The organism is Methylobacterium sp. GC_Met_3 (assembly GCF_026540775.1).
GTDB lineage: Bacteria > Pseudomonadota > Alphaproteobacteria > Rhizobiales > Beijerinckiaceae > Methylobacterium.
The window spans coordinates 1-15,394 of the sequence record NZ_JALNUL010000068.1; the positions used below are offsets into that span (position 1 = coordinate 1).

Sequence of the window (15,394 nt, forward strand, 5' to 3'; positions counted from 1 at the left end):
CCAGTGTTGGAGCTGGAGGTCTGCGGCGGTACCCGGCCTGCCCGCGTCGAGCCGGTCGAGGGTCAGCGCCGACCCTTCGCCTGTTCATTGACCCTGACTAGCAACGGGACCGTTGTGCAAGTCGATCCCATTGCAATCGTCGTCGTGCCGTTTACGACGGGGGCCTTACCCAATCGTGCTGAGCACCTGCTGATCTTGCCACCTGACGCTCCATATAGAGAGCACCTCACTGCGCGTGGGCGCGCCTACAAGAATACCGTGTGGGCCATCGCCGGCGGCATTCTGCTGTTTGCAATCGCTCAGGGTCTCTGGGCGCTGTCGATCGGGTCATCTCAGTTTCTGAAGGACGCGATCGACTGGATCTATACGATCCTGCTGAACGCCATCGCAGCTTTCGTGTTCGGGCGAGGCGCCCAGATTGAGCGCCTATCTGCTTTTGTCATTGCCGCTATCTTGGCAGCGGGTGGTGCGTACACACTCTATGATCTGTCGGGTAAGATCGCAGAGCCGCGTCCGATCGATCCTCAACTACTCGGCTTCTCAGCTCTGAGCGCGATCATTATCGCCTACATCACAGCAGGCGTGCTGGCGCGCTTCCGAAACGAAGAAAACCCCCTGATCAAAGCGACATGGCTGAGTGCGCGCAACGATGCGATCGCAACCACCTTTTCGGCCTGCCTGACGTTGGCGCTGCGCCTGGCTCCGGTGCGCTGGCCTGAGTACGCGATGGATCTGCTGGACGCAGGACTGGCGTTCCAGGCTGCCATAGCGACGACACGCGCTGTGGTCACTGCAGCACCGGTCTGTCCGCACGAAGAGACCGACTGAGGCCATCCCGACGCCGTGCTCGTCGTCGCGTCGAACAGGGAGAACTCTGACCGGGCGTGGTGTCTCTCATAAAGAGATACCAGCCAGGGTGGAGCTGGACACGGCGTTGAGGGAGACGAACACCGCCGAGGTGGTGGTCAGAGGGCGAAATCGGCGAAATCCAACACTCACACCCCGACCACCGACCCAACCATCTCCAGGTCTCTCTCCCATCTGTAAGTCGTGAGGTCACTTTTCCTCCGCCGTATCAGAGGCTTAGGCCGCCGCCGAGATGAGGGCTTCTGACCATGCCCGGTCCATGATTTCACGGGTCCGGTCGGCATGCTTGGCGGGGACGATGAAGCTGTCGTGGACGGGTAGAACGTGGATGCCGTCACGGTGACACGCCTCGATCACGTCGAGGGCGATGTCCGAGTCCCGGCGCTGAAGGATCACACCTGCGTCGGTTCCGAGCATGTGGGCGATGTCGGGGTTCTTCGCCTTCACGGCCTTCAACAAGCGGCTGGCGTATTCACGAGGCGTCCCGAGTTCTTCGGCTATGGCACCCACGGCGGCCGTTGTGGTCGGGGCGTTGAGGCTCACGAGAACGGCGAGCTTCCCGTGCTTACGGGGGAAGTCCCCGGTGGTGTACGGGTCGTCTCCAGGTGCCAGCGGGCGGCCCGCCATGGCGTAGGCCAGCCGGGGGTGGATCGATGAGAAGTCCGGTTCGGCCGTGGGCTCCCCGTTTAAGGTGACGCTCGAACGAAGCGCGCTCGGGATCTGCTGCCAGGAGCCATAGAGCCGGCCACCACACTGGAATGAGCCCCGGCAGAACAGGCGCCGCACGGACAAGGCGTCGTTGGGGATGTAGATGTCGACGGCGTTGCCGGTCTTGGCGACGTGCGGGATCACCAAGTGGTGCGCTTCCTGTGTCACGCCCGGCAGGGGTAGACCCATCTCGATGGAGAGGATGTTCGCGTTGATCCGCTCCACTCGCTTGCGCATGCGATCCACGGCGCGCGTCTCGGCGTAGTCGACGTTGCGGCCGTCGACATCTCGGAGCCAGATCGTTTCTCGGCTGTCGGGGCGTGTGACAGGCAAACCGTGGCATGCCTCTAGGAGCAGCGGCGTGGCCCGCATGCGGCTCTGGACGCCCTGGACGCCCTCACGAGGTGACCGGGCGGGGGCGGTCCAGTTCTCGATGTAGCCGGCGCCCTCAAGCGCCCGAACGCATCCTGTGACGTTGGCATAGGTGTAGGCGCCGCCGCAGTAGCGCTGCTGCCCACGGTAGAAGTTCTTGTTACGGCTGTAGGAGACGGCTCGGCCGGTCTCGGCGGCCACCAGGAGGTCACCAACGACTGATGCGAGGGCGAGCTTGTCCACGCCCTGAAGACCAAGCCTGTCAGCGATGCTGCGATCTGCGGTCCAGTTGAAGCCGAGGGGCGTGTCTCGATCAAATTCCGCTTGTGCAGCAGTATAGCAGATGCTATAATTCTTCTCGTTGAGTTCGATTTCCACTGATCCTCTGAGCCACCCTCCGCCTGGAACCTGCCAGGGCGCTACGGCGTGAGGGGCTCCCCTTTCTTTGGTTGTCGACTGCGTACCGGATTTCCTCTTGCGGGACTCGGCCCGGCGCGCTATCGTTGGTGAACTGGCGGCGGTATGAGTCACCGCTTGACCAAGAATGTTATCAGAAAATTTACCTTCGCTCAACGTGGCATCATCTTGCTGCGCGGTTCCGCATGTCTTGCACTATAGTGCATTGCGGGTGGTGATCCGGTGTGACCGCATCGAGCAAGCCGCCGCTCACTGCCAGGACGTTCTTCGCCTCAAACCTTAGAAGCGGGGCGGTGCTGTCCGAGTCTCGCATCGAGCGCAGCAAGGGCACCAGCTCATTCATCAGCCGATCGGCGCGGGCGCGCTCCATCTCGGGTGTTGCCTGAAACCTGATCCGGCGGCGGCGTGGCTTGAACATTTCGCTCCCTCGGCTGTCCTTGCAGCTCGAAAGCTTCGATGATTCACGGCCTGGGGGTCGTCAAGTAGTATCCGTGTTCTGACTCCAGGTATAGTCTGAGTGTTGCATACAACATCTTGAACCATGGTTGAGAATGGTCAGTGTTGCTTGCGCGTAAGTCGTTGATCTGACTCGCGTTCGAATTGCGATTTGCATTCGCTGGCGTTCAAGGTCGGTCGGTCACCCCAAGAGCCGGGGTGGGTTCCGCCACAAAAAGACCCCCGGGGGTCGAGGCATCGGGCCAACGCCCAGGCTTGGGACCCCCCCGTTCACGTCGCCGGCCGGAGCTTCAGGCCCTCCAGGGCGTCGGCCATGTGTGCGCCGGCATCGGTCAGCAGCAGCTTGAGGCGGGCGAGCTGGTCACCGTCGAGGGCGCTGGTGATGAGGACGACCGCCTGCTGTGCAGCGCGTCGAGAATGGGCGAGGGCGGCAAGGTGGTCGCGGTCGGTGGTCTCAGTGCGGTCGAGCATGTGTTCTCTCTCCTGGCTGGTCAGGCCGGTCGGTTCAGGGCGCCGTAGCTCGCGAGGATCTTGCGGCGGTCGAGGCTGGGCATGGCGTTGATGAGGTCGACGGCGCACCGCAGGGTTGACGGGTCGGGATCGATTTCGCTCAGGGCCAGGAGCTTGGTCAGGCCCTCGCCGGCTGGTCCGAGAAGCAAGCGGGTGATCGCTCGCAACGCACGGAGGCGCTCGACGCGTTCGGCCGGTCGGAGGTCGGGGGCGAACGGCCCCCATTGGTCTAGGAATGCAATCATAGTTTTCCTGAAGGTCGGATTTCTTCGCTGTAAAGGTGCTGTAACGCCTTGACGCCGCGGCTCGTACGAGACACAAAGTTACAAGCTTACAGCGGTGAGTTGGTCATGGCGGTGTTCGGATACGCGCGGGTCTCGACGGCACGGCAGGCCAACGAGGGCGAGTCCCTGGACGTGCAACGCCGCATGATCGAGGGTTACGCCCTGATGCACGGGTTGCAGCTCGACGGGATCGCGGTCGAGGAAGGCGTGTCAGGTTCGGTGCCGCTCAACGAGCGTCCAGCTGGCGGTGCCCTTCTCGGGAAGCTCCAGGCCGGCGATATCATCATCGCGGCGAAGCTGGACCGTTGCTTCCGGTCGGCCCTCGACGCCCTACAGGTCGTGGAGCAGCTCAAGGCGCAGGGCGTGAGGCTCCACCTTCTGGACCTAGGTGGCGACATCGCCGGCAACGGCCTGTCTAAGCTGTTCCTGACGATCGCTGCGGCCTTCGCTGAGGCTGAGCGTGACCGGATCCGGGAGCGCATCACCAACGTGAAGGCGGACCAGAAGGCCCGTGGGCGCTATCTCGGCGGCAAGGTACCGTTCGGCTTCACCGTCGTTGAAGGGGCGCTGGAGCCCGTCGAGGCGCAGCAGGCGGCCATACGTACCATGCAGCAGCTCAAGGCCGCCGGTCAGTCGTTGCGGACCATTGCAGAGGCCATGAAGGCGCAGGGCTTCGACGTGAGCCACATGGCTGTGAAAGACATCCTCGGGCGGACTGCTTGAGGCCTTGCATTCGCTCGTGGTTGATCGACATGCACCGACCAGGAGGCCACATGGCACAGCTTGTCGAGTATCCCATCTGGAGAGAATTCCAGGGCGGTAGCACCGTCCTCAAGCTCGTGCCTGCCGATAACGACGACCATGCATTGATCGCGGCAGCTATGGCCGTCCGGGATGCCCTCGAAGACGAGATGGCTCAGTATAGCGACATGATCACCGTCCTTCGTCCGAGCGGTGACCCCATCTGCGCTGCGGCCGAAGCCAGCGAGTTCGTAAAGCGGTATGCACCTCAAGCGCCGGCCGACAATTAAAGGCCTGAGGTCCCGATGTGCAAACCCAGATGGGGAGTGTATCTGCACGGTGAGCCTTTTGACCTCGGCGACTGGCGAGAGGAGTTCAAGCCTCCATTCGACCCTTCGATAATTGAAGGCGATGGCGGACCAGTCTTATGCTCCACTGTCTTTGAAGATGCTGTGTCGGCTGATGATGTCTGGCAGAAAGCCAAGCCATTGATTGATATGTTGTACGGAGCATTGATCGCCAAGGATCAAGACCGTCTACCGGTCACGATCCGGAGCATTGTTGAATTTAGTCAGGACTGAAGCGAGCGCAGATATGGGATTGGTGTTGCGTGTGATGTAGGTCGTGCAAGGGCGCGAGCCGTAGGTGTTGCTCTTGGCCCAGATGGTCAACCAATCCCGTCAATGCCACGGCCAAGTGATGTTCAAAGATGGGCTGCACTAGCAGAGAACGATATAGACCTCGTCGAGGCTCTGATGTTCTTCTCTCGAAGTGATAACTGGTTTGATATCTACAAGACGGTAGAGTGCCTTGAGTCACGTTTCGGTGGAGAGCACAAGTTCCGGCAGTTCGGATGGGTGCGCGGCGAAAATATTGGCCTATTGAAACGCTCGGCCAATTGCTGGCGTCATGCGCGGCCCACTGGAACCCCACCTGAAAGACCGATGCCACTCGCGGAAGCAAGGGAGCGTCTCGGTCGCATCATCAGAGGGGCTCTCGATGAGGTGCAGCGAGAGACAGAAGCACATCGCGCCTAAGCGTGATCGCGCGCTCTCAGCGTCCCGCCCGTCGAGCCCGCCGCCGTTCTACCGCTGCCACAGCCTCGGTGCCGTTCACTTCCATCCACGCATCCACGGCTCGACGCAATAGCTCCTGGATCTGGATCCCTTCGTCCAGTGCCGCCTGCTTGATTTCCTCATGCCGCGTGGGCTCGACGTAGTAGCCGAGGAAGCGCTTGCCCTCGCGTGAGGCCTTGGCCGGTGCGGGTTCTACCGCAGGCGCCGGAAGCGGTGGTGCCTTCGGCTTCTCCGGTGTCTTCATCGACTCCGCGACTTGCGCGGCCATGGATAGAGGGTTCGGCTTGGCCATCACACAGTCCCACTCGCAAGCTTGCGTGAGCGTGTCTTAGCACGCAGGCCAACTTGCTTGGAAACGTGCTTCCACACAGCTCTCACATCTGAGGCGCCCTTCCCTTCCGGCTCTACCTCGATCGCTGTCTGGCCAGCGTCGGCCGATCGCGGGAACACCTTCAGGTCGTGGATCACGTCTCGCAGGATCGGCATGCCAATCTGGTTCAGCTCGCGCCGGATGCGGGCCGCCTCACGGTCGCTGCGGTTTCCCACCCTGTTGAGTACCACGCTTGTTGGCTTGTTGGCCTGTGTGGCAACACGCACCGTGCGGGTGACGGCCTTTAGATCGAACAAGGCGACGCCCGTGGGGATCACAACAGCGTCGGCCACAGCCAGGGCGGCTTCCACCTCGTCTGTCGCGTTGGGAGGCGTATCGATCAGCATCAGGTCCAGGCCGAGCCCACGGCCCGCTTCGACGATCTGAGCCACCGCACGGGGCTTGGCGTCGGACACGAATGGCTGTTCCGCCTCGCGCCGGTCGGACCACTCGGACAGGCTGGATTGAGGGTCCAGGTCGATAATGCCGACCTTGTGTCCATCCTCGATCGCTGCGGCGGCGAGGTTGATAGTCAGGGTCGATTTTCCGACCCCGCCCTTCCAGGCAAGCAACGCGACCACCTTCATGGATCACACCTCCACACGGGCCATCCGGCGTGGATGCCGATACGCACACAGCTACACGGCCCAAATCGCCGGAACGTCAACAAGCTTGAGGCCATACCTGTCAGCTTGTGTGGCTGTGTGGTCGGTAGCTTGTGGAGAAGCGTGATGGTGTGAAAGCGTTACGGTGGCGCGATTGGGGCTCCGCTCAAAGTGCAGGGCCAGGAGAACCAGCCAGGGTCAATTCCTCATACGTGCTCCCGTCTTCGTCTCGCATCCCCTAAGACCTGAGCGGCACGAGATGAGTAATGCCAGCCCGCTTGAGTGACTCGGCTAGTTCCTCGACAGGCATAATCAAGCTCATGTCGAGATCGATCGCGTCGTGCATCTTGACCACGACTGCGATGCGAGGGATGCGGTTGTTGCTTTCGGCCATATGCTCACCTGCGAATATCTGCTGAGTCAGTAGCAGACAACACGCATCTGGCCCTGGTGCAAGCACAACATCGCAAGCTATGCGTCCAGGGCTTCCTTGGAAAAGGCCGGTTGCAGATCTTCCAAGTATAGCTCGAAGCTGAGCGACAATGCTCCAAGGCCGATCCATTCGAATTAATGCAAACAGCACTGCGCCGGCTGGAAGCTAGCCTTGATCCTGACTGGATCTAAGGTGCGTTCAACTGATCCGAGAGCGGGATCACGTTGACAGCGTGTGCTAGACCGGGCCATGAAGGCGATCGGCCTACGTCTCGGATACGAGTCGGCCGGCTGAGCTTATCGGAGATGTTCGCCGCGAGATAGACCCTGAAAAGCCAACGGGCCTCCAGTCGCCAAACTGGAAGCCCGTCGAAAAACCTGAGGGCCTGTGGGGACCCGCGTAGCTGCCCCCCACAAGCCATGAGACCCCCCGGGGTGTCAAGACGGAACCCGTTTCCGTCGACGGGAAAGGCTTGCCTGGATCCTAGGCGCGGCCCGTGAGGGACCGTGAAGGATGAACTATGCCCTGTTGCGAGAGGAGGCCGAGGCCGTGCCTCCCGTCGCGCTGTCTGCGCTCAACCAGCGGATCGGTGCTGCCTTCCTCGCTGGTGAGATCGGAGAGCCTGAGTACGAAGCGCTCGACGCCATCGTGAGAGCGCGTCAGGAGGGTCAGAGAAGCTCCAGGACGGCCGCCGTCCAGCTTGGGCACCTGCGATCCATCTTCCCGCCGAAGCGCCTCCAGCGGGCTCCTGAGCGGTCCTTGGCGATAGAGCGGCGCCGTCGTCTGGCCGCGTCAGGTCCGATGCCGCCCGCCCTCGCGTCGAGGTTCACCACCGGGCAGCTCGCAGTCCTGCGGGTCGTGGCCGATGAGGTTCGGCAGCGTGGCTCCTGTGATCTGTGCTTCGACGCCGTGGCCGCACGGGCTGGGGTGTCCAAGCGTCTCGCACAAACCGCCATCCGGTTGGCCGAGGGCGACGGACTGCTTCTCGTGATCGAGCGGCGCCGTCCTGGCGATCGCAACCTCGCCAACGTCCTGAAGGTGCTGTCCCGCGAATGGCTCGCGTGGATCGCCCGTGGTGGTTGGCAGGGGGGTGGATGCAGAAATCTGCGTCCCACGGACACCAGTGATCAGAATCCCGAGACAGCAGCACTTGTTGAGACCGGTCAAAGGGCTGCCGGGGGGCAAGGTCAGGCTCGCGAAGCGCCCTATCGAGATTCTGGTGCGACTCCGTCTCGCGGAGCCCGAGCTATGCGGTGAGCGCAAGCGGTCGGGCGATATGCCGAACGGTCTGTTAACCGCCATGCGACTGTGCGGGATCGAACATTCATGCGCGGGCGTTCATGTGAACGGGTGTAACATGCCCGATCGCGAGGGCCGGCTATGCCTAACCCGCTTGAAATCGATGCCGACGACGTGGAGGCGTTTGCCCAGGTCGCACGGCAGAAAATCGACGCACGATTGCAGGCGCACGCGAGTGAGTGTCCAGAGTTCTGGCGGCTCGTGGCCAGCTTGTACGCTCGCGGGCCGGTGGAGAACGAACCGAGCGACGGCAAACCAGCGCGCTGTGACTAGGACTGCGGCTGTGGCCGGCGTGCATCCGGTCTCGGCGATGCGGGTTTCGTCGCTGACGGTCTCGGGATCGAAATCCGTACAACACGCCCACTCACAGGGTCGAGAATATCCACGAATTGCCCCTGAGATCGAAGCCTGAAGCCTCGCACAGATATGCTGAAGGCCACGTTACCGGACTCAGGACGGCCGTAGCGCTTCCCTGGCCGCCAGCCATGGGTTGAGACCTTACCGGCCTGTACGGGGCTCCTATGGCAAAGCTGGTGGGCCGGAGACAATACTCGTGGTTCGGCCCTGTGCCGTTCGGTCAGCCAAGGCCGTAGCGACGTGGAATCGTTCCTGGCATGCCAGCACGGCGCAAGAACGAAATCCTACGCCCGACGGCTTAGTTTAGGCATCACGCCGTCAGGTTGCGGGCCTGGATGGTCGTCGTGATGGCCCTTCGCTTCGTGAGGCTCTGCGTAAAGGTTTCGATCGTTCAGTTGCCGTCAACGCCGTCTCGCATGCCGGCGATCGACGACGCCTGGTCGCCATAGGCACCCCTGTCGAGCATCCGCCCTTGTCGCCCACCGTGACGGCGCCCGGCATGGTTCTGCACCGATTACGAACCAGAAAGTAATTCTAAAGTCACTTAGCATATTAAACGCCCGAGCCGAAATGTATCAGGCGCAACTTTCTTGAAACTGATGTAATTACCCACGGGGTGGATCGGTCGGCGGCTGAACGCCCGCGGCTGCGCTCCTGCCGAGCCAAGCTTGCCTCTTGCGCGGGTCCAATTTCGCTGATTCCCTCATGGGATGGGTCGAAGCGAACTGGAACGGCTGAGCCGCGAAGAGCTGATCGAGCTGGTGCTGCGGCTGCAGCGGCCAGAGAAGACGTCGCGCACCTCGTCCAAGCCGCCCGCGACCGATCGCAAGGAGCAGCGCGAGCACTCCAAGCCCGGCGGCGCCAAGCCCGGTCACGAGGGTCGCAGCCGCGTCGTCAGCGATGATCCTGACGCAGTCGTCGAGCATCGTCCCGAGGCGTGCGCGTGCTGCGGCGCCAGCCTGCACGCCGCTCTTCCGGCGCAGATCGTCAGCGTCTGTGAGCAAATCGAGCTGCCCGCGGTGGCGCCGGTCGTGACGCAGCACCAGCGTCTCGCGGTCCGTTGCCCGCGCTGTGGGGAGCGGGGCGTCGCACCGGTTCCGGAGGCGGCGCGCGGCACGCCCTTCGGTCCGCGGCTGCACGCGGTGGCGACGTACCTCAAAACCTTCCAAGCGCTCTCGTATGAGCGGCTGCAGGCAGCGCTCTCCGACCTGTTCGGCCTCAGCCTCAGCCTCAGCCAGGGCGGGCTGATGAACCTGCTCCGCCGCACGCAAGGCTGCTTCCGTGCCGGTCGCGACGCGGCCATCACGACCCTGCGCAAGGCTGAGGTCGTCGCCTGCGACGAGATCGGCGTGCGGATCGAAGGCTCGAACGCCTACCACTGGCTGTTCCACTCGGCCGACGCGGTGGTGCACACGGCCTCGCCGACGCGCGGCGCTGTCGTTGTGCGCGAGATGATGGACGGGCATCGGCCCGCTGTGTGGATCTCCGACCGCTACACGGCCCAACAAGGCCACGCGGATGAGCACCAGACCTGCCTGGCGCATCTGGCGCGCGATGTTGCCTACGTTGTCGAGGTCAGCGACGACCCCGTGCCCTGGCGCCTGCAGCTCTGGCTGGGAAGCGTCTTCGCCCTGGCCAAACGCGTCACCGACTTGGCCGCCTCGACGCTCTCGGCCAAGCGCCGGAGCTTGGATCGACAACTCGGCGCCATCCTGGCCACGCCGAGCCGCTGTGATCTGACACGCGAGCTGCAGGCCAAAATCAGCCGCGCCCGCGATCAGCTCCTGGTCTTCCTCGCCTATCCCGGAAAGGTCGAGCCGACCAACAACGGCTCCGAGCGGCTGCTTCGTCCGGCCGTCGTGCAGCGGAAGGTCACCAACGGCTACCGCGCCATGTGGGCGGCCGAGGGCGAAGCCGCCATTCGCACCGTCGTCGACACCGCCCGCCTGAGCGGCGCCAATCCATTCGGCGCCATCCTCAAAACCATCGGCGCTTGAACCCTGCCATAAAACGCGTGGGTAATTACAAACTGATTACACTCTGAACAGTCCTATCAGAATTCCATCCGTTACGATTGAAGAGGCATCCAGATATCTACCCGAAATGAAACATCGCATCATATAAGCTATGTGTCGACCCATTTGAAGTCGGTTGTCCACCGCTGGTCTGGGATGCTTTTTCCATCATATCTATTGCGGCTTGTCTATCAGAGTCGCTGATGGAAAATGTTCGGTATTGATAAGTATTGCTATTGGGAGAGTTGGTCACTGAACTGTTTACGTCAGGGGCCGCTGTGGTTGAAGAGTTAGGCGTACCCGTCGAGGTGACTGTGTTCGTCAGATCGGTCGGGTTTATCGAGCCCGTGGGGGCCGTCGAGCTAGTGCCTGCGCCAGCCGTGCTCGTCGCGGGGACAGTCGAGACGGTCGTGTCCGCCGAGCTGGTGGCTGCCGTTTGAGCCGCCTCGGTTGAGCCACTGCCCACCGTGTTAGCGGAGCCGGCGGTCGTAGCAGGAACGCTACCCGTCGCACTGACAGAATTCGTGACCACGTCGGTCGCGCCGCTGGCCGGGGAGCTGGCGGTTGCTGTCGTGTCTGCGGCTGGGCTGGTGAATGTCGAAGGGGCCGCACTTGTCAGGTTGGCTGTGCTCGTCGAGCTAGAGACTGGATCGGCCGAGCCGGTGGACGCGCCGGTTCCGTCGGCGGTCGTCGGACTTGTGGAGCCAGTGGTCGTCGGGCTCGTTGCACCCGCCGAGGCGGAAACCGGGTTACCGGAGTTCGCAGTCGAGGCTGCAGTGCTCGGCGAGGTGACCGCCTCCCCCCCTGAGTCAGTCGTGCTCGTTGATCCCGTGGGAATGGTACTGGTCACACCATTTGTGGTCGCAGTCGAGCTATCCGCAGTCGTAGAACCAGCGGCTGGGCTGGAACTGACTGCACTCGCCGTTTCCGTCAAGTTGGTGACCGCTGAGTTGGAAGAAGATGTGGCCGGATCATTCGAGGTCGCCGCGGTGACACTCGGGGTCGTCGTGCTCGCGGAGTCCGTCGCCGGGGTAGTGGTTGAAACAGTTGAGCTGGATGCGCTGGGGTCAGATGTCCCAGTCGAGCTCGTGACGGTCGAGGTGGTAGCGCTTGCCGAGCCAGTGGCGTTGGTCGGACTTACCATATCGGTTCCGCCGGTCGAGCCGGAAGCGACAGTTGAGTTCGCGATCGTGCTGGCTGCGCCAGCGGTCGAGCTGGTCGTACCCGTGGCTTCTGTGGCCGCGGTACTGCTCGTGCCGGTCGAGCTCTTCACCGAGTCGGCCGCGCTTGTTGAACCGGTGATCGAGCTCGCATTGCTCGTCGAATTGCCATCTGCGGTACTAGACGACCCGGTCGAGTTCGTCGAACCGGCGGTCGAGCTGGCCGTGCTCGCGGTGCCGGCGCTCGTGGTGTTGGCCGTGTCCGCCGAGCCTGACGCCGCAGCCGTCGCCCCGTACAGGCCTGGATCCTGCCCGTCCGGTGCGGAGACCGTGCCCTGCGCCACGGCGACGGCGTTCGGATCATTTGAGTACGCGCGGATGTAGTCGATGCTGGATGTCATCGAACTGCCGGTGGCACCCGCGCTGCTCTGCACTGCCAGATCGGCCATCAAGTACATCGGACTGTGCATGTCCGACGGTGTGGCCTGGGAGCCGACCTCGTTGCCGTCGACGTAGAAGGTGAGGTTGTCCGCCTGCCAGTTCACCCCGTAGGTGTGGTAGCCGGCCGGATTAGGCATCTCACTGTAGACTTGGCGGTCGGCCTGCCACGGGACGTTGGCGGGTTGCGGATCTGTCGTGTGGATCGTGCTGTAGACGCCCGCATCGTTGTTTCCGTAGTGCTCGACGACGTCGAGTTCCTGCCAAGTGCCCGGGTTGGTGGCGGACGGTGTTTGCTGGTTGGGCTCCATCCAGAACGCGTCCCAGGCATTCGGGTTGTTCGAGAAATCAGCCCGGATCTCGAAGTAGCCGTAGGTCTGCGAGAAGTTGCCCTCTGTGGTGATCAGGCCCGACTGCCAGCTGGTGGAAATTCCAGACGAGGTCGTGCCGGGGGGCGCGGCCGTGATCGATAGCGCGCCGTTCTGGACGCTGAACGGGTCGTAGCCGGAGCCCGAGTCGACGAAGGAGGACTTGCCGAAGCCGATGTCGGAATTGGCGTCATAGCGCCACTCCGGACGGATATCAGCATAGGTCGTGCCAGCTCCGGTCTGCGAGATGCTGGCGGAATTGAACTCGTCGTCGAAAGTTAGCTTGTAACCGTTCAGATCGACCATGAATGTATTCCCCAGATCAAAGGCTAGTTGGGGCGCGTTTGCCGCGTCATAAGACAACTTACCTGCGTCGCTTTGACCACCAATGGCAGCCTGCGGACTAATCAGATATGTCTTCCTGCTATTAACATTGTGGAAACCCTACTTAGATGATTGCGCTGCTGTCAAGCTTGTGCATCTGGAGCATGAGCGCCAGCGATTGCCGCAATTTGCTCGACCTTTCTGGCCCGCGGGCGGCATCTCCTTCAGAGGCGCCTCGCACACCGATAGCCCGGTGGCGCAGGGAAGCCCGGATTGGAGGACCTGGATTGGCGACCAAAAGCGTGTGGTCAGGCGGCATTTTCGACAGGATACAGCAGCATTTTCGAGCCGCTCAGACGAGCCGAAGCTCAACCAGAAACATCAGCTAACACACTGGCCGAGAAAGATTTTACTGCTTGTCGTCGTGCTAGAGGTCCGGCGATGAGGGGGATTTTCGATCATTCCGTACGCACGACGGGTAGTCGGCGTTGAGCTGCGCTTTGAGGCTGCCACGGTGTAAGCTTCGGCGACACGAGCGGGGTAGCAATGGACTTCTTCAAGCTCGAAGAGTGGCGGCGGCAATGGGAAGTCGTTCGGACCGCTCCGGCCGCTCTAGGTCCCCTAGTGATCTTCATCGTGGTGGTGGTGGCTTGGGTAACGTGGTGGTTCGCCGGCCGACTGCATGAAGGGGATCGTAGAGGCTTCGAAGGGGACCGCCGCGGTTTCGCGGCCGAGGTGACTGGTCTCAAACAGCAGCTTGCCGTGCGTGATGAGCGATTGCAGCTGGCAGCGGAGAAGCTTGAGACGCTGAAGGACGCGCAAGAAGAGGTTCAGCACCAGATCGACAAGCCGATGCCGCAGCCCCAGTCCGAAGCGGCACTCCTTGCCAGGATTGCGAGCCTAGAGGCGGCAGTGGTGAGGCTTACAGCGGCCAGCAAGGTCGTGGAGCAGGCCATCGTTGGAGAACTCCGCGCCACCGAAGCCCCCGACACCGCCAAGATCACTGCACAGGTGCATTGAGCAACGAGTTGTAGGGCGCTGGCCCTGACCCCCTCCGTGCGACATCAGCAACACGACAACGTGGCGTGGTTTTGGCCTCGGCTACGCAGGACGAGGGCTTCCCGATGCTGCTCAACGTGTGCAGAGCCTGTGGCCGGTCGATCCGTTCTGATGCGAGCTATTGTTCAACCTGCGGCGCAGCTAACGACAACAACGCACTCGGCCAGTGGTTGATCGTCGCGGCCAAGGTGACCGTCGCCATGCTCGCGGTCTTCGCAGTAATAACTGTCCTGAACATTTCGCTGTGGGACGGATGAGCAGCGACCAACTCCTGTTCCTTGCCGTCCTGCTCGCCCTCTTTCTCGCGAGCTGCGCCTACCTGCGGCGGCTTACCCGTCGGATCGCAATAGCAGACAGAGTGAAGCAACAGGCGTTCGAGGTCCGTCTGCGGGAGCTACAGGTCCGCGGTGGGATCGGGTAGCTGGCGACGCTCGAGCCTTACGAAACCTTGCTGTGGCACGGGCGATTGGTTGCAGAGAAGGATCGTGGAGGCTTCGAATGCTCTACCTCGTCCGGGAACCCGATGGTTGCTACGCCCTACGTCGCGGCGATCGGACGCTAATCCGCGGGCTGAGTCCTCGACATGCCAGCGATCTGGCTGCCAAGATGAAGGTGACCTTCTCCTAGGTCTGCTCCTGCTCCCGGCTTATGGGCGCGGTTCCCTGGCTTACAGCGAGCGAGCCAAGCACCAGGGCTGTGGGATCACCTTTACCAGTGAAGCAGTTCCTCCCTCACGCGCCATTCAGAGCGCAGGAGGAAAGCTGACCATGGCAGACAACCAATCAGGGCAGACGGGCGGCTCATCCGGTGCGTCGACCGGTAAATCGGGCGGCAGCAGTACGGGCGGCTCATCCAGCGGCTCATCCGGCGGTGGTGCTGGCGTCGCGGATCAGGCCAAGGAGACGCTGCGGGGTGCCACCAGCAGAGCCTCAGACGCTTGGGACAACGCCTCTGAGTATGGATCCCGCTATTACCGGCAGGGCAGTCGCGCGGTCACCGACATGGACAGCGGCACGATGACCGGCCTGTTTATCGCGGGCACGGTCGGCTTCGCTCTCGGCTGGCTGGTGTTCGGTCAGCAGTCCCGCTCGGGCGATTACATCCCGAACCGGATGAGCAGGAGCAGCGAACGCTACTAGCAGACACAAAAAACCCCGCCGGGCACATAACCGGGCGGGGCTGATCTATTCGCAGTGCAGCAGTGGGATGAGGCTCAGGCGGCGATCTTCGCCAGGGCCACAACGTTCTCATTGCTGGCGAGAAGCCCGCCACCAACCACCACCGGAGTGCTGCTCTTCCGGCTCATGCGGTCCGCCATGAAGGGCACCAGCGCGACGTTGGCGGCAACAGCGGCAGCGAGGGCGGTAACAGCGAGGGCGATCATAGCGGGCAGTCCGTGCTGGCGTTTGCGTTGCAGCATGTATGACATCGGACGGCGTTTCTTGGCATACCAGATGCCAGATATCAGCCGTGCGTTAGGTGCATGGATGAGGTTCTATCCGGCCTGAGGTGTGCGTTTCCACTCGCCCAATTGA

Annotated in this window: 19 protein-coding genes and 1 pseudogene; 11 read left to right on the forward strand and 9 right to left on the reverse strand. The window is 62.4% G+C overall.

The window, feature by feature from the left end; genetic code table 11:
• A partial coding sequence (locus OXS27_RS29310; protein WP_267360971.1) for a cation transporter occupies positions 1-828 on the forward strand: 828 nt, incomplete at its 5' end.
• A 255-nt stretch (positions 829-1,083) separates the two neighbouring features.
• On the opposite strand, the gene OXS27_RS29315 is transcribed toward OXS27_RS29310, so the two are convergent.
• From OXS27_RS29315 to OXS27_RS29330, 4 genes are all read right to left on the reverse strand, one after another.
• Positions 1,084-2,325 (reverse strand): hypothetical protein, encoded by a 1,242-nt coding sequence (locus OXS27_RS29315; protein WP_267360973.1) that lies wholly within the window; start codon positions 2,323-2,325, stop codon positions 1,084-1,086.
• 202 nt (positions 2,326-2,527) lie between these two features.
• A complete protein-coding gene (locus OXS27_RS29320) occupies positions 2,528-2,782 on the reverse strand; it encodes a hypothetical protein (RefSeq protein ID WP_267360975.1) in 255 nt (84 codons plus the stop codon).
• Positions 2,783-3,090: 308 nt separating this feature from the next.
• Positions 3,091-3,291 carry a hypothetical protein gene (locus tag OXS27_RS29325; RefSeq protein ID WP_267360976.1) on the reverse strand — a complete coding sequence of 67 codons (201 nt, stop codon included), beginning with the start codon at positions 3,289-3,291 and terminating at the stop codon, positions 3,091-3,093.
• A gap of 20 nt (positions 3,292-3,311) precedes the next feature.
• On the reverse strand, positions 3,312-3,575 hold the full coding sequence (locus tag OXS27_RS29330; protein ID WP_267360978.1) for a hypothetical protein: 264 nt from the start codon (positions 3,573-3,575) through the stop codon (positions 3,312-3,314).
• A 105-nt stretch (positions 3,576-3,680) separates the two neighbouring features.
• Here OXS27_RS29330 and OXS27_RS29335 point away from each other — a divergent pair, with 105 nt between their 5' ends.
• From OXS27_RS29335 to OXS27_RS29345, 3 genes are read left to right on the forward strand one after another with little or no spacing between them, the layout of a single operon-like run.
• A complete protein-coding gene (locus OXS27_RS29335) occupies positions 3,681-4,337 on the forward strand; it encodes a recombinase family protein (RefSeq protein WP_267360980.1) in 657 nt (218 codons plus the stop codon).
• Between the two features lie 50 nt (positions 4,338-4,387).
• Positions 4,388-4,645 carry a hypothetical protein gene (locus tag OXS27_RS29340; RefSeq protein ID WP_267360982.1) on the forward strand — a complete coding sequence of 86 codons (258 nt, stop codon included), beginning with the start codon at positions 4,388-4,390 and terminating at the stop codon, positions 4,643-4,645.
• A gap of 36 nt (positions 4,646-4,681) precedes the next feature.
• A complete protein-coding gene (locus tag OXS27_RS29345) occupies positions 4,682-4,936 on the forward strand; it encodes a hypothetical protein (protein WP_267360984.1) in 255 nt (84 codons plus the stop codon).
• Positions 4,937-5,408: 472 nt separating this feature from the next.
• Here OXS27_RS29345 and OXS27_RS29350 read toward each other — a convergent pair whose 3' ends face one another.
• The 3 genes from OXS27_RS29350 to OXS27_RS29360 form a co-directional block, all read right to left on the reverse strand.
• A complete protein-coding gene (locus OXS27_RS29350; protein WP_267360986.1) occupies positions 5,409-5,723 on the reverse strand; it encodes a hypothetical protein in 315 nt (104 codons plus the stop codon).
• Positions 5,723-6,388, reverse strand: a complete 666-nt coding sequence (locus OXS27_RS29355) for a ParA family protein (RefSeq protein WP_267360988.1) — start codon at positions 6,386-6,388, stop codon at positions 5,723-5,725. Before OXS27_RS29355 ends, OXS27_RS29350 begins: the two co-directional genes overlap by 1 nt.
• Positions 6,389-6,644: 256 nt before the next feature.
• Positions 6,645-6,800, reverse strand: coding sequence for a hypothetical protein (locus OXS27_RS29360; protein ID WP_267360990.1), 156 nt, complete (start codon positions 6,798-6,800; stop codon positions 6,645-6,647).
• A gap of 552 nt (positions 6,801-7,352) precedes the next feature.
• On the opposite strand from OXS27_RS29360, the gene OXS27_RS29365 reads away from it, so the two are divergent.
• The 4 genes from OXS27_RS29365 (at position 7,353) to OXS27_RS32730 (ending at position 12,186) form a co-directional block, all read left to right on the forward strand.
• Positions 7,353-8,096, forward strand: a complete 744-nt coding sequence (locus tag OXS27_RS29365; RefSeq protein ID WP_267360992.1) for a hypothetical protein — start codon at positions 7,353-7,355, stop codon at positions 8,094-8,096.
• Between the two features lie 1,109 nt (positions 8,097-9,205).
• Positions 9,206-10,492: an IS66 family transposase gene (locus OXS27_RS29370; protein ID WP_267360994.1), complete on the forward strand. Its 1,287-nt coding sequence runs from the start codon at positions 9,206-9,208 to the stop codon at positions 10,490-10,492.
• A 542-nt stretch (positions 10,493-11,034) separates the two neighbouring features.
• Positions 11,035-12,054 carry a hypothetical protein gene (locus OXS27_RS32725; protein ID WP_267361004.1) on the forward strand — a complete coding sequence of 340 codons (1,020 nt, stop codon included), beginning with the start codon at positions 11,035-11,037 and terminating at the stop codon, positions 12,052-12,054.
• A gap of 3 nt (positions 12,055-12,057) precedes the next feature.
• Positions 12,058-12,186 (forward strand): hypothetical protein, encoded by a 129-nt coding sequence (locus OXS27_RS32730; RefSeq protein ID WP_346733028.1) that lies wholly within the window; start codon positions 12,058-12,060, stop codon positions 12,184-12,186.
• Here OXS27_RS32730 and OXS27_RS32735 read toward each other — a convergent pair.
• A pseudogene (locus OXS27_RS32735) lies at positions 12,150-12,782 on the reverse strand (glycoside hydrolase family 16 protein); the annotation flags it as partial. The gene OXS27_RS32730 and the pseudogene OXS27_RS32735 overlap by 37 nt on opposite strands.
• A gap of 564 nt (positions 12,783-13,346) precedes the next feature.
• Between OXS27_RS32735 and OXS27_RS29385 the strand changes: the two are divergent.
• The 3 genes from OXS27_RS29385 to OXS27_RS29395 all read left to right on the forward strand — a co-directional run bounded on the left by OXS27_RS29385 (position 13,347) and on the right by OXS27_RS29395 (position 14,998).
• Entirely contained in the window at positions 13,347-13,820 is a 474-nt protein-coding gene (locus OXS27_RS29385; protein ID WP_267360996.1) for a hypothetical protein, read from the forward strand.
• Positions 13,821-13,924: 104 nt separating this feature from the next.
• On the forward strand, positions 13,925-14,116 hold the full coding sequence (locus tag OXS27_RS29390; RefSeq protein ID WP_267360998.1) for a hypothetical protein: 192 nt from the start codon (positions 13,925-13,927) through the stop codon (positions 14,114-14,116).
• Between the two features lie 510 nt (positions 14,117-14,626).
• Positions 14,627-14,998, forward strand: coding sequence for a hypothetical protein (locus OXS27_RS29395; RefSeq protein ID WP_267361000.1), 372 nt, complete (start codon positions 14,627-14,629; stop codon positions 14,996-14,998).
• Between the two features lie 74 nt (positions 14,999-15,072).
• Here OXS27_RS29395 and OXS27_RS29400 read toward each other — a convergent pair whose 3' ends face one another.
• Positions 15,073-15,279, reverse strand: coding sequence for a hypothetical protein (locus OXS27_RS29400; protein WP_267361002.1), 207 nt, complete (start codon positions 15,277-15,279; stop codon positions 15,073-15,075).
• Between the last annotated feature and the right edge of the window lie 115 nt (positions 15,280-15,394).